This window comes from Erwinia plantamica (assembly GCF_043420595.1).
Lineage (GTDB): Bacteria > Pseudomonadota > Gammaproteobacteria > Enterobacterales > Enterobacteriaceae > Erwinia > Erwinia aeris.
The window spans coordinates 14,982-30,311 of sequence record NZ_JBGCUC010000029.1; the positions used below are offsets into that span (position 1 = coordinate 14,982).

Here is a 15,330-nt window from a genome sequence, read left to right on the forward strand (position 1 = left end):
GTAGGATTATGGACGATCGTCAGCAGGTTTCTCTGGCCCGCCGCGTACTGAGCTATGTGGTTTGTTATCTGATTGCCGTACAGCCAATGCTGCCCGCCGCCGCCGCGATTGCGCCAGCCACGCCGGGCACGAAAATCGATGCGGCAGGCAATGGCGTACCGGTGGTGAATATCGCCACACCGAATCAGGCAGGCATATCCCATAACCAGTATCAGCAGTTCAACGTTGGCAAGGAAGGCTTAATCCTCAATAACGCCACCGGCCAGCTGACTCAGACCCGGCTTGGCGGGCTGATCCAGAACAACCCCCATCTGAAAGCCGGGCAGGAAGCCCGCGCCATCATTAACGAAGTGGTTGGTGCTAACCGCTCTCAGCTACAGGGTTATACCGAAGTGGCAGGCAAAGCCGCAAGCGTAATGGTGGCCAACCCGTACGGCATCACCTGTAACGGCTGCGGCTTTATCAACACGCCGAACGTCACCCTCACTACCGGTAAACCGCAGCTGGATGCCAATGGCAATCTTGCCGCGCTGGAGGTCAGTAAAGGGTCGGTGATCGTTGAAGGTCAGGGGCTTGATGGCAGCAGTGCAGATGCGGTGGCGATTGTGGCGCGCGCCACTGAAATCAACGCGGGCATTCACGCTAAAGATCTGTCGGTAATAACAGGTGCGAACCGGGTGGGCCAGGATGGTTCCGTCACGTCGATAGCGGGCGAAGGTGCCGTGCCTGCGGTCTCGGTAGATACTGGCGCGCTGGGAGGCATGTATGCTAACCGGATTCATCTGGTCTCAAGTGAAAAGGGCGTCGGCGTTAACCTTGGCAATCTGAATGCCCGTCAGGGCGATATGGTGCTGGATGTTAACGGCCAACTGACAATGAGAAACAGCCTGACCAGCGGCGCGCTAAAAGTGAAGGGCGAAAGCCTGACGCTCACCGGCGATCATAAAGCGGGCGGCGCGGTTACGTTGAGTGCCGGGAACGCTATTGCCGTTCAGTCCGGGTCGCTGCTCAGCGACGGCGATATCACGCTTAACGGGCGAAATAATGTCAATCTTGCCGATGCACATCTGACGGCGGGCCGGACAATCGGCCTGAGTGGTCAGACTGTCAATATCGACCAGCACAGTGAGGCTAACGGCGCTGGCAATATAACGCTCTCCGGCGTACAGCTTGGTAATGCAGGACAAATCCGTTCAGGCCAGCAGCTTGATATTACTGCCGATACCTTAACTAATAAAGGTTCCCTTGCGGCGGATGGACAGCTGACAGCTCAGGTCGCCGCGCTGGACAACCAAGGTACCTTACAAAGCGAGCAGGCAATGTCGCTGGCGGGCAATACCCTGCTTAACGGCGGGAAAATCGCCAGCGGCGGCCAGCTTACTACCCGCCATCAAGGCCTCACGCAAAACGGTACGCTTTCCGCCGTCAAAGGACTGGCACTTGCTGCCGATACGCTGACGGCCAACAGCGGATCGCGCACCGCCAGCGAAGGAAAAATTGACCTCAAAGGCGATGTTATCCGGCTTGCAGGCGAGGTCACGGGCAACGACGTGATCGTGAACGGTAAACAGATTACCACCGATGGTAGCGCGCAGTTGCAGAGTAAAAGCGCGCTGCAACTCACTGCCACCCAGGCCACGCTGAATGGGACACAAACGGCCGTTAAGGCGATGAGTCTGAAAGCCGATTCTCTCCAGCACGGCGGGAAAAGCTATGCTGACGAGTTGTCGATCGAGGCAGCGGAAATCAGTAACAGCGGAACGCTGATCGCGCCTGAGCTGGTGCTGATTGGCCAGCGCCTCAGCAACAGTGGACTTATTCAGGGCGATCGAAAGCTGGGCTTTGCAGCGAGCCGGTTCGATAATTTGCAGAACGGTACGCTCCACAGCAACAGCGATCTCTCGCTGGCCGTTGCCCGAATCAATAACCAGGGGCTGATCACCGGTGATAAAGGGCTCTCATTCAGTGGCGAAAGCCTGACTAACGGTGGCGAAATCAACGCCGAAAGTCTTGATCTGTCCAACCTCACGCTGACCAACCAGAGCGCCGGTTTGCTGCTGGCAAAAAACGGGCTGACTTTTTCAGGCGGGCAGTTGGATAACGCCGGACAAATGGCGGCGGGATCGCTGAGCCAGACGAAAGGCGACCTCAGCAATACGGGCAGTATACAGGCCGTACAGGCTATGCGTTTGCAGACGGAAGCGCTGGATAATCAGGGAACCTTACTGAGTGGCGATGCGTTAAATCTGACGGCTTCCGCTCTGAACAACTCTGGTCAGATACAGGCCGATACGCTAGCGCTGGCCGCTAATAAAGCCATCAATACCGGCACCGTGCGCAGCGAAAAGCAGACTCAGCTTCAGGTTGTCGGAACGTTGAATAATAGCGGGCAAATTTTAAGCGCACAGGATTTGAGCGTGCAGTCAGGTTCGTTGGCAAACAGCGGGTCGCTGATTGGGAAGGTACTGACTTTACAGGGCGATCTACTCAATAGCGGTTTACTTCAGTCGGCAGATGTTACGGTCGTCGGCAACAGCCTGCAGAACCTAAGTGACGGTCAGATTCTGAGTGAGAACGCTGTTCGGGTTAACGCAGACACCTTAGTTAATCAGGGTGATATTCAGGCTAATAATTTACAACTTGCGCTAAAGAACCGCCTTGATAACCAGGCAACAGGAACGCTGCTGGCACAGAACGGCGGGGCTGTTCTTTCCGCGCCGGCTTTCAGTAATGCGGGCAAGATTGCGGCGCAGTTGCTAAACCTTTCTGACAGTACCCTGATCAATAGCGGCCTGCTTCAGGGAACAGACGATTTGAGCCTCACGGCCGACACGATTGAAAACCAGCAGGCAGGACGTATGCTGACCGGCGGCGATCTGACGCTGGATGCAGGTCAGTTAACAACTGACGGCGTTTTGCAGGCTATGAACGCTATGGTTAAGGCTACAGAATGGCAGCACGACGGTTCTTTGCTGACTACGGGGACGCTGAGCGCTAACCTGTCCAGCTTGCTTGCCATGCAGGGCGAGTTGATGAGCAAAGGCGGTACGGACATCAATGCCGGCACCTTTCACAACAGCGGTTCACTGTTGAGCGAAGGCGACATGACGCTCGGCGGCGGCAGCCTGACTAACACCGGCGCGATTCAGGGAGATAACCTGACGCTTCGCCCAATGCAGATCGACAACAACGGCTCGCTTACCGGGCTACAGTCGCTCACGCTGGGCGCTTCTGCACCAGGGAGAGCGCGTATGCTGCTCGCGACAACATCGTCACCCCTGCCAGCACTGGCCAATGGCAGTCAGGGATCGCTGTTAACCCTCGGCACGCTAAAGATAAAAGCTGGCTCGGTTATCAATGACGGCCGCTGGCAGGGGCAGCAGATCCTGCTGGATGCACAGAACCTGACCCAGCGCGGTGCTATTCAGAGCGCGGATGTGTTGCAGCTGCTCCTCAGCGACAGGCTGGAGGCGGGAGCGAACAGCAAGATTACCGCCAACGGCACGGCGGCGCTTCAGGCGTTGACGCTCAGCAACGATGGGGAATGGACCGCTAAAAATCTGACGCTGACCAGCAATACCTTGAACAACAATGGCGCGATCGGCGGCGTCATTGGCCTAACGCTCGCCTTGCAGGGCGCGTTCACTCAGCAGCAGGATAAAACGCTGCTCAGCGCGGGCAAGCTGACGCTGAATGCCGGCTCGGTGAACAATCAGGGACGCGTGCAGGGAAAATCTCTGCAAATCATCTCAGGGCAGCTGGATAACGGCGGTCGCTTACAGAGCGATGACGCCACGAATTTGACGCTGACCGGCAATCTGAATAACACGGCCAGCGGCAGCATTATCAGTAACGGACCGCTGACTCTCAGCACGCCGGGCTTGGTTAACGCAGGGTTGATCCAGAACGGTAACGGCTCGGTGCTTTCAGTTGCGGGCGAGACACGCAACAGCGGACGCCTGCTGAATGGCGGAACGCTGAACCTGAACAGCGCTTCGCTGAATAATAGCGGCTGGCTTCAGGCCACTACCTTATTAGCGAATGCGGCAACGCTTATCAATAGCGGCACCGTGCTGGCCGAACAGCAGGGCGTGCTCACCGGTAACGGCCTGACCAATTACGGGACGGTGCAGGGAAACAATCTTACCGTTAATTATCAGCAGATTAACAACAGCAGCACGTTGCTTGGCAACAACCAGCTGGCGCTGAACTCAGTTCAGGTTAACCAGCAGGGCAATGGTCGCCTGTTCAGCGGCGGCGACCTGATCATACACAGCGATGGGCTGGACTCCGCCAGCCAGATGGTGGCACTGGGCAACCTAGCGCTGACGTTGGCTAACGGCTTGAGTGCGCGTGGCGTATTGGCCGCGGGAAATACTCTCAGCGTCAGCAGCAATGGTGATATCGACAACCAGGGTACCCTTCAGGGCAATGCGGTTAACCTGAACGCGGGCGGTGTTCTCACCAACAACGGTCAAATGACGACGGGTAGCGGCGTCAGTACCCTGAGTGGCAGCCGTATCGATCTCCATAGCGCAGGAAGCATCCAGGGCGGCAGCGATATAACGCTTAACAGCCGTAGTGATATTAACGTGAACGGCTTTACCGGCACGCGTGGATCGTTGACGCTGAACACGCCGGGCAGCATCGTGAACACGGCGTTGCTGTATGCCGGGAATAATTTATGGCTACTGGCAAACAGTATCCGTAATCAGCGGGGCGATATTCTGGCCGGCAACAATCTGTGGATGCAGCGCGATACGGGGGGGAATGCCAACAGTGAGGTAGTCAACACCTCCGGTACGGTAGAGACGCAGAATGGCGATATTACAGTTAATACCGGGCGTTTGTTGAATACGCGTGATAGATTAAGTGTGTCGCAAAGCACTACGCAATTATCTACGCAAGCTGGGTTGGGTGATCCCACAATAAAGATTTCTGGCTGGGACATACCTGATGGCGAATTAGGCTATTATCTTGATAAAGGGCTTCACTTTGCCCCATATCAGGAGGCAGCAACACAAAAGTTTGCATTTTCAAGCATTTTTATCAATGTCACTGCTAACGGTGGTGCAGGGCTTATTTCATCCGGGAAAGACCTGACCATTAACGCTGAAACTCTTGAAAATCACGCCAGCGATCTACTCGTTCAAGGAAACATGACATTATCTGGCGCACAGCTGAACAATCAGAGTTGGCAGTCAGGAACAAATACTGAGTACCTTATTTATCAATATACCGACCGGTTAGCCAAATCTGGAACTCATGCAAGTATGCAGGGCGAACGATCTTCCTCCGACGACTTGATAAGTTTTATCTACCATCTAACTAACCATGAAATAGAGAATACTACAGGCGAACTCTACCGCGCCGTTATCCAGGCTGGCGGTAACATTAGCACGAATTTCAGCAGCGATTTGAGCAATACCAGTACTACGACCAATGCGGGAGTAATAGGGAATACGCTGGTGGCACCTTCCCTGAACATCTGGAGCACGCCAGCTCGTGTTGCCACATTACAAAAGCAGAACCTCAACAGTACAGATAAGGTCGCAGTAAATTCCCCGCAGTGGCACGACCTGCTACAAGATGCGATTCAGCAAATCAATGGCGCCATTGGTCTTGATAACGCTTCTGCTAATCTACCTTCTGCAGGTAATGCGTCGAATGGTTATTCCCTAAAAAGTTATCAGCCCAGAAAAGTTGATACCAGTGCTTATCCGCTGCCTTCCGGCGATAACGGTTACTTTGTGATTTCACCTGAAAGCACCTCACCTTATCTCATCACCGTGAACCCCAAATTAAACGGGCTGGGGCAGCTGGATAAAAGCCTGTTTGGTGATCTTTATTCATTGCTGGGGGCACAGCCTGTCGGTGCAGTAAAAGAAACACGTGCACCGTATACCGATGAAAAGCAATTCCTCGGTTCGTCTTATCTGCTTAATCGTCTGAACCTGAAACCCGATAATGACTATCGCTTCCTTGGCGATGCGGCTTTCGACACCCGTTACGTCAGTAACGTCGTGCTTAACCAGATCGGAAATCGCTATCTTGGCGGCACGGGTTCCGATCTGGAGCAAATGCGCTATCTGATGGATAACGCTGCCGCCACGCAGCAGTCATTGGGACTGCAATTTGGCGTATCGCTCACTGCCGCTCAGCTGGCTGCGTTGGATAAAAGCATTATCTGGTGGGAAGCTGCAACCATTAACGGTGAGACAGTGATGGTGCCCAAAGTATATTTGTCGCCAAAGGATGTCGTGGTTCAGAACGGCAGCGTGATTGCCGGTAATAACGTCACGTTGAAAGCTGGAAACGTTACCAACAGCAGCAGTACCATTGCGGCGCAAAATACGTTGGCGCTGGATAGCCAAAATTCAATTGAAAACCTGAATTCAGGACTGATTCAGGCCGCGAACAGCCTGAAACTGACCGCGCTGAACAGCATCACCAACGTGGCTTCCACCATCAGTGGTAAAACCGTGGCGCTGGAGAGCGTAAACGGCGATATCAATAACCTGACCACGGCACGGCTTTGGCAGTCTGGTACACGAAATGGTAAAGGCACGCCAGGAGCGCTGACTGAAACCCAGACCAGCCAGACCGGCGCTATTTCCGCAACCGAATCGCTGTCGCTGCAGTCAGGCAGAGATATCAACGTGCAGGGCGCAACACTCAGCGCAGGCAACGATCTGCTGTTAAATGCCCACAATGACATCAACGTTGCCGCTAACCAGCTGACAGCAAGCAGCGGACTGGCAGATTTCAAAAACGGCAAACGCACCGTTGTAAACGGCAGTAGCGTGTCCACTCAGGGAAGTGACATCACTGCTGGCGGCAGCCTCGCCATGCAGTCCGGGCACGATCTGAATATCAAAGCCAGCACGGTGAATGCAGCCGGTAATGCGGCTCTCGCGGCAGGTAACGATATCAATCTGCAAAGCGCAGCAACCAGCCAGAACAACAGCCAGGGAAAAAGTGAATCGCACAGCAGCGGACTGGCCCGCACCACCGTCACCAGCGGAAGCGATTTGACGCTGGCAGCCGGGCGCGATCTCAACAGTCAGGCGGCAGGGCTGGTGGCTGACCGGGATGTGGCGCTTGCAGCGGGTCGGGATGTCAATCTGACGGCCGCGCAAACCGCTTCCGGCAACAGCTACAGATCGGGCAAAAAGACGGAAATCAATGAGTCTGTTCGTCAGCAGGGAACTGAAATCGCCAGCGGCGGCAGCACCTCTGTTACCGCCGGGCGTGATGTGAACAGCGAGGCCGCGCAGGTGACGGCCACGCAGGATGTAGCGGTCAGTGCCGGTCGCGATATCAATCTGGCAACCGCTACCGAAAGCGGGTACAGCTACAAAGAGGAAACCAAAACTAAAAAAAGTTTCCTGAAAAAAACCACCACGCATACCGTTAAAGAAAGCAGCGATACGGCAGAAAAGGGAACGCTCCTGAGCGGCGATAACGTCACGCTAAACGCGGGCAACAACCTGCTGGTCAAAGGTTCTGCTGTTGCCGGTGAACATGACGTCGCGCTGAAGGCGGGCAATAACGTCGATATCGTCGCCGCCACCAATACTGATTCCAGCTGGCAGCTTAGCGAGAAAAAGAAAAGCGGCCTGATGGGCAGCGGCGGTATCGGCTTTACGATCGGCAGCAGCAAAACCCGTCAGGAACTGAAGGAAAAAGGCACCACTCAGAGCCAGAGCGGCAGCACTGTGGGGAGTTCAGCTGGCAACCTGAGTATTAGCGCAGGCGGGCAGGCGCACGTTGGCGGCTCTGACCTGATTGCAGGCAACAACCTTTCACTGAGCGGTGACAGCGTGGTGATCGATCCGGGTCACGACAGGCGCACCAGCGACCAGACGTTTGAGCAGAAATCAAGCGGACTGACGCTGGCGCTTTCCGGCACGGTTGGTAGCGCGATTAACAGTGCGGTGACCACGGCCCAAACGGCCAGCAAAGAAAGCGATGGTCGCCTGGCTGCGCTTCAGGCGACAAAAGCGACGCTGTCCGGCGTGCAGGCGTCGCAGGCTATGCGCATGGATACCTCGAAGGGCAACGATCCGGCCAACAATAACACCATTGGCGTTAGCGCGACTTATGGCTCGCAGTCGTCAAAATCGACCAGCCACAGCGAGCAGGATCGCACCAGCGGCAGCACGCTTAACGCGGGCAATAACCTGACCATCGCCGCCACTGGCGGGAAGGAGGGCACACAAAGCGGCGATATCGCCATTGCGGGTAGCCAGTTAAAAGCAGGTCAGAACGTGACGCTGAACGCGGCGCGCGATATCACGCTGCTTTCTGCTCAGGATACGGACCTCACTACCGGGAAAAACGAGAGCAAAGGCGGCACGCTGGGGATCGGCATTGGTGCCGGTTCGGGCGGCTGGGGGATCAGCGTTTCTGCCAGCGTGAACAGCAGCAATGGCAGGGAGAAGAGCAACGGCGTCACGCAAAATGAAACCACGCTGGATGCAGGCCGTCAGCTAACGCTGAGCAGCGGACGCGACACCACGCTGAGCGGGGCGCAGGCGAGCGGCAGCAAAGTCGTGGCGGACGTGGGCCGCAATCTTACGCTGAGCAGCATGCAGGACAGCAACAGCTATGACTCGAAGCAGACCAGCGTCAGCGCGGGCGGCAGCTTTACCTTTGGCTCAATGAGCGGTTCGGCTTACCTCAGCGCTAACCGCGACAAAATGAAAAGCAACTACGACTCGGTGATTGAGCAGACCGGGATCTTTGGCGGGCAGGACGGGTTTGATATCACCGTCGGCAACCACACGCAGCTGAACGGGGCGATCATCGGCTCCACCGCCACGGCGGATAAAAACCGGCTGGATACCGGCACGCTGGGCTTCAGCGATATTGATAACCGCGCTGACTATAAGGTGCAGCATGTGGGGGGGAGTTTCAGCACAGGGGCACCGATCGGCAGCCAGTTGTTGAGTAATATGGCTTCCACGCTGCTCAGCGGTGTGGGCAGTAGCGGCCATGCAGAAGGCACAACCCGCGCTGCCGTTTCCGATGGCATAGTCACCATACGCAATCAAAATGACCAACAACAGGATATTAGTCGGCTCAGTCACGATGTCGCTGGTGCAAACGGTAGTATCAGCCCAATTTTTGACAAGGAGAAAGAACAGAAGCGATTGCAGACCGCACAGCTGGTGGGTGAAATCGCCGGGCAGGCTATGGATATTGCACGCACCGAGGGAAGCATTCGTGCAACCAATGCAGGCAAAGCCGAGCTAGCAAAGAAAGGGATGCAGGAACCAGGTGAAAAAGCCACAAAGGAAGACTGGAAAGCTTACAACGACGCACTCATCAATTCTGACAGTTATCAGAAAACGCAAAAAGAGTTCGGTACCGGCAGCGCCATTCAGCAGGGCATGCAGGCGGCAACGGCGGCAGTACAGGGTTTACTGGCAGGCAATGTACAAAGCGCGATTGCAGGAGCTTCAGCCCCTTATCTTGCAGGGCTAATCCATAAAGAAACCACAACCATTGGTCCAGACGGTAAAGAGGTGGTTAACGAGCCTGCTAACCTCATAGCACACGCGGTGCTTGGCGCAGTGGTCGCACAGATTCAGGGTAATTCAGCGCTGGCAGGCGCAGCTGGCGCCACGACAGGTGAGTATATTGCACAGCAACTTTACCCGGGTGTCAGCCGCGATAAACTGAGTGAGACGCAGAAGCAATATATCAGCGAGTTGAGCACGCTTGCGGCAGGACTGGCGGGCGGAATTGCCGGAGACAGTTCGGCTGGCGCAATAGCGGGTGCACAGGCCGGGAAAAATGCAGCAGAGAATAACAATTTAGCAAGTGCGCTTGGTGCAATGGAAGCGCAGAAGAAAGGAACGATAGCAAAGTACGAAGCAGCACAAAAAGCTATTTGCGACCAAAATAGAGAAATGTGTACAGGTATAGTAAAAAATATTGCCAACACGGGCCTGGATTTTGTGCCCATCGTTGGAACAATAAAAAGCTTCAAAGAAGCAGAAACGGCAATAGACTATCTTGCAGCTGCAATAAGTCTGGTACCTGAAGCCGGGCCGTTCGCAGGTAAGGCAGTCAAAGCTGCACAAGCAGCGTTGAAAAATGGCGACGTGGCCGAAGCATCCAGACTGATTAATAAAGCCAGTGATGAATTTAAAGTTAAGGCGCTTGATGTGGGATCATATAAAGAACTTAAAGCGCGTGAAGTAGTAGGGGACGGGTTAGAGCATGACCATATACCCTCTTTTGCCGCCATTCGCCAGGCTAAAGAAAATGAACTTGGCAGAAAGTTAAAAAAAGTAGAGGAAAAAATCTTGTATAACAATGCAACAGCTATCGAATTACCACGAGATGTGCATAAAGCAGGACGTACTTATGGTGGTAAAAATACGTCATCTCAGGTAAAACAAGATGCATTGAACCTTTGTGATGCAGAATGTCTGGATACTGATGCACACAGAAAAAATTTGACAGAACTTGGTTACGATTCGAAGGCGATTGAGCAGGCAATAGAAAAGGTCAAAGCAAGAAACCGGGAAACAGGGGTAACAAAATAATGTTAGCATGGCAAGAGATTGCGCAATTTTTAGGTCACTCTCAGAGTGATGAAGAATTCATTAACCTTTCCAGTGTTTTTAACGAACTGCCTATTTTGGAAACAGGTGTCTTAGGCGACAGAACTTATTACTCGTATTTTAAATCTGGTGTCTTTTTTTTGCTGGAAAATGAGAATATAGAGCAAATTATGCTCTATATTAAGCCTGCGGAAGGATTCAGTGCCTATAGAGGCGATCTGCCCGTTCCAGCCAACAAGACAGAGGCTGAAATTATTGATATCTTAGGGTACCCAGCCTCATCAGGTGGTGGGAAAACAGATATGCTTCTTGGCTACATTAATCGCTGGATAAAATATGAAAGAGCCAATTACGCATTGCATTTACAGTTCGATAGCAGTAACCATCTATGCATGGTTACATTTATTAAATAATAATTAAATATTTTTGCTATTATTACTCAATAATTTCCATTGGCAATCGAGTGATTTTTGTGAAGAGGATTGACAAAATTCAGCAGATCATAAGTTGGAAGATGATATAAATTATTTTAATGCGCAATGAGAATAAGTTGTATGTATGCAGAGTTTGTGGTGCAGCTCAAACTGATCCTCCGTGGGGCGAATCTGGCAACGACGCGAGCTTTGATATATGCGATTGTTGTGGAGTTGAGTTTGGTTACGAGGACTCTACATTAGCAGGCTTAAAGCGTTACCGGGAGAAATGGTTGTCAGAAGGAGCTAAGTGGCGAATTCCATGCTCAGAGCCTAAAGGTTGGCTATTAAGTGAACAGATTGAAAACATTCCATATGAGTATCGTTAAGTAATCAAAAACCCCAGCTTACTTTTCTGGGGTTTAATTTGGTCATAAAAGAGTAAGTGAACCCCTTCCAATATCTGATCTCTTCCCTTTAAACAGTCGATCTCTCACTTGGCTGACGATATAAACGGTTATGCTGATAAACAAAGCTATACGACCGCTACGGCAATACGGCAGCCTATAGTCATGCATCCGTGGGCGTGTTTTTCACCTCATCGAGATGATCAGAAAACTCTGTCAGCCACGGGCCGGGAGACCCCCTTTCAGCATACGCTCAAGCCATACGCTTTCATGCTCTCAGCTTTTGTTCAGATAAAAGCAGGGATTGTGCGCTCCCGCATCCCGGTAAACAACATCGAACATGTAGGCACGCAGATCGAGCCTTTTGCTGTGACGCTTCAGGAACTGCAGGAAGGTTTTAAGCTTAAAGTGTCCGCCGCCGCCCATGCCGTCGTTCAGGAAGAAGTGGCCGCCAAAATAAGCCAGCTCCAGCGCGTTCGTATCTTTGTTCTCACGAATTATCAGCAGAGGCACCATACCCTCGCCGGTGCCGGTTTCAGGGCGGATAAGGTGAAAGCGCCAGACGTTGGTCGAAAACCGCAGAAAAAATCCCTCGTAGTCATCACGCATCAGCGCGTTGGCGAACGTGCTGCCGGTTCCATCAATCAGCCCATCCAAACCACAGCCAGTAAATTCCGCGATGCGCTTGACACCTTCAAAGGTAAGCGGCTCGGTTCCGTCCGTCCAGCCCAGCAGCCGTGCCGGGGGTCTTCTTTGATCTGGCCTGCCAGCTGCGCCAGCGTGCCCGACCCGCGATGGCGCCAGAAGCCGTCGGACTGCAGCCGATCGGTCAGCAGGCGCAGCCGTTCAGCCGTGGCCCGCATCCATTCCTGCTTAAGTAACTGGCCGATGCCATTCGAATAGGCGGCGGCAAGCGTGAAACGTACCTCGGCTTCCAGCGAGCGCTTGTAAGTATCCCTGTAATCCGCGCCATTCACTTTTAGAGATCTTCCAACATACTGACTATGTCCCCGGAGGAGATCACCATGCGCAAAGCCCGATTCACCGAACACCAGATCATTGCCGTCCTGAAGTCCGTCAAAGCTGGACGTACAGTCAAAGATGTTTGTCGCGAAGCGGGAATATCCGAGGCCTCGTATTACAACTGGAAAGCGAAGTTCGGCGGTATGGAAGCCTCTGATACCAAAAAGATGAAAGATCTGGAGGACGAAAATCGCCGCCTGAAGCAGATGTTTGCCGACCTGAGTCTGGAATGCCGGGCGCTTAAAGACGTCATCGAAAAAAAGCCTTAAAACCAGCGATAAAGCGTGAGCTCGTCAGCTATCTGGCCGCGCAGTTTACGATGAGCATACGCCAGGCATGCAGGACGTTATCGCTGAGCGGGACGGTTTTTCGCTATCAACCGGACACGCGACGTGATGAACCGGTGATCCAGGCTTTGACTGAACTGGCTGAACGCTATCCCCGCTACGGCTTTAAGAAGCTGTTTCAGGTGCTTCGCAGGCAGGGCCACGTCTGGAACCACAAGCGCGTACACCGGATTTACCGCCTGCTGAAACTGAATTTTCGGCGTAAGGGTAAACAACGTCTGCCGGTGCGAAATCTGGCTCCGCTGGCCACGCCGGAAGCACTCAACCAGAGCGGGTCGATTGACTTTATGCACGACGCACTGACATGTGGCCGACGTTTTCGGACTTTCAACGTCGTGGATGATTTTAACCGCGAGGCTCTGGCGATAGAAATTGACCTGAATATCCCGGCACAGCGGATCATTCGGGTGCTGGACAGGATAGTGGCAAACCGCGGATATCCGCTGAAAATGCGGATGGATAACGGGCCAGAACTGATATCACTGGCGCTGGCGCAATGGGCTGAAGACCACGGAGTGACGCTGGAATTTATTAAGCCGGGTAAGCCAATGCAGAACGCCTTTATTGAACGGTTTAACCGAACGTACCGGACAGAAATCCTGGATTTTTACCTGTTCAGAACGCTGAACGAAGCACGGGAAATTACGGAGCGCTGGCTGAATGAATACAACAACGAGCGGCCTCATGAATCCCTGAATAACCTGACGCCGGAAGAATACCGGCTGATGGCTGAGAAACCGGAAATCTCAAAAAGTGTATGGAACTAAAACAGGTATGCTTACATCACCAGCCCGGCCGGTAAGATGACAATGCAGGTAATCTTTGCCGTCGCGGAATTTGAGCGGGATTTACTATTTGAGCGTACGCATGCAGGTATTGCGCGTGCTAAGGCATCCGGAAAGCGTTTTGGCCGCCCGCCTGCTCTGAATGATGCACAAAAGAAAGCAGTATTCCTGCGTCTTGATGCAGAGATAAGCATCAGCGCGATCGCGCGTGAATTTAACACCACTCGGCAGACCATTCTCCGAGTAAAAGCGACAATGGAAGATACAGACGCTCGCTAGTGAGATGCTTTTCAGTAAACGTCCGCTTTGTGCCAAAAGCGGAATTGGCTAACTCCGCACTGTAAGAATATTGAGGAGCAAATCGTACCACTTGAAAGCATCACACTATGGGCACAATTATATTCATCGGTGAGTAAACAAACCTCGATCTTGTTGAAGAGAGCGTCTTGAGCTGACTATCGGAATGTGAGCAACGTCAACTATAATAAAAAAACAATATTTGAGTGTCAGTTTTTGTGCTATAAAATCAAAAAGTTTAGATAGGTTCACCACTTAAGATTTTATTTTTATAGCTATTTCTATTGGCGCTGAATAAAGTGAATTGCACATTAATTATCAAATAAATGCATGGGAGGGGGGGTATGTTTGATGATTTCGACTTTAACCTACTAAGCTCAAACGAATTTAAAGAGGATTCTGTTAGAGAAGAGTTGGTTTTACCAATTATTAAATCTCTTGGTTATAAAGCATCGGGAGATAGTCGTGTAATCAGAAGCAAAACACTTTTGCATCCATTTGTCTCAATAGGTTCACAGCCCAGAAGTATTTCAATAGTACCAGATTATGTTTTCCTTTCTAACGATCGACCTTATTGGGTTCTTGATGCAAAGGCCCCTAATGAGAAAATAACCAAAAGCATGCACATTGAGCAAGCCTATAGTTATGCCATACATCCAGAAATAAGGGCGGAAATGTATGCTTTGTGCAATGGGCATGAATTTGTTCTATATAGTATCAGGGAACTCTACCCAATACTGAGATTTTCTTTAAAAGACATTGCGAATCACTGGGATAAATTATTTAGGATATTAAATCCCGATATTAAAGCTAACCCCGATCTTTTGAATTATGCACCTGATTTCGGAATTCACATTCGAAAAATGGGTTTGGTTAAAGGTGGGCTTTTTAGTGCACCAGCCATAAATACTAAATTCATTAGCAGATTGAACGAACAGTCATATACTTGCACATCTACAATCCCTGGGGATATTGATATGGCCATTTCCCTAGACTTTAACAAAAAAACATTTAAAAAACTACTTAAAATACTGCCATTAGAACAAGCCAATAAAATTAGGCAAGCTTTAGGTCAGCAGCCTTTTTATATAAGCTTCTCTGAAGACGATCCTGACGTAAAGTTCGGGATTACAAGTAACATTAGTGATGAAATATATCATAACGCTGAAGAAAGCTATATTCCTTTCATAGTTAAAGAAGTATTCCCCTACAATAATTCCATCGATGAATGGGAAGCATTAACCAAAAAACAAATGGAGTAAGTTTTTTGCATAAATCCTGGAAAATGATTTTTGCGTGTAATTTTAAACCGGTATGAGCCGGTTTATTTACAGTAATAATTTTTTAAAAATTAACTATAGCATCCATTCATAATTCAATGATCAGCACCCCATTAACTAAGACTGAATCGCCACGGGTTTAACAGACACCTCAGAGTCATTTAAGATGGCTGAAAGAGAGGTGCCCATGAGCGGTAAGCG

The 15,330-nt window shown here is 51.7% G+C and carries 6 protein-coding genes and 1 pseudogene; 5 read left to right on the top strand and 2 right to left on the bottom strand.

The annotated features are described in order from the left end of the window. The first annotated feature begins 8 nt into the window (after positions 1–8). Complete coding sequence (locus tag AB3U87_RS21045; protein WP_394150390.1) at positions 9–10,559, top strand: hemagglutinin repeat-containing protein; 10,551 nt, start codon at positions 9–11, stop codon at positions 10,557–10,559. Beyond that, positions 10,559–10,990, top strand: a complete 432-nt coding sequence (locus AB3U87_RS21050) for a hypothetical protein (RefSeq protein WP_394150392.1) — start codon at positions 10,559–10,561, stop codon at positions 10,988–10,990. Before AB3U87_RS21045 ends, AB3U87_RS21050 begins: the two co-directional genes overlap by 1 nt. Before the next feature lie 683 nt (positions 10,991–11,673). Here AB3U87_RS21050 and AB3U87_RS21055 read toward each other — a convergent pair. Together AB3U87_RS21055 and AB3U87_RS21060 are read right to left on the bottom strand one after the other, a co-directional pair. Beyond that, entirely contained in the window at positions 11,674–12,054 is a 381-nt protein-coding gene (locus AB3U87_RS21055; protein ID WP_394150394.1) for a hypothetical protein, read from the bottom strand. After that, the gene (locus tag AB3U87_RS21060; protein ID WP_394150396.1) at positions 12,042–12,374 is read right to left on the bottom strand and encodes a hypothetical protein; all 333 of its coding nucleotides are present in this window, start codon (positions 12,372–12,374) and stop codon (positions 12,042–12,044) included. Before AB3U87_RS21060 ends, AB3U87_RS21055 begins: the two co-directional genes overlap by 13 nt. 48 nt (positions 12,375–12,422) lie before the next feature. Between AB3U87_RS21060 and AB3U87_RS21065 the strand changes: the two genes are divergently transcribed. The 3 genes and pseudogenes from AB3U87_RS21065 (at position 12,423) to AB3U87_RS21075 (ending at position 15,111) form a co-directional block, all read left to right on the top strand. Beyond that, positions 12,423–13,534 (top strand): IS3 family transposase gene (locus AB3U87_RS21065; RefSeq protein ID WP_394150398.1). Its coding sequence is split into 2 segments (ribosomal slippage): positions 12,423–12,684 and positions 12,684–13,534, totalling 1,113 coding nucleotides; the frame shifts between segments, so codons are not numbered across the junction. A gap of 15 nt (positions 13,535–13,549) precedes the next feature. Next, positions 13,550–13,831: pseudogene (locus tag AB3U87_RS21070) on the top strand (helix-turn-helix domain-containing protein); the annotation flags it as partial. Between the two features lie 362 nt (positions 13,832–14,193). Continuing rightward, positions 14,194–15,111 (top strand): type I restriction enzyme HsdR N-terminal domain-containing protein, encoded by a 918-nt coding sequence (locus AB3U87_RS21075; RefSeq protein WP_317456270.1) that lies wholly within the window; start codon positions 14,194–14,196, stop codon positions 15,109–15,111. Positions 15,112–15,330 lie beyond the last annotated feature (219 nt).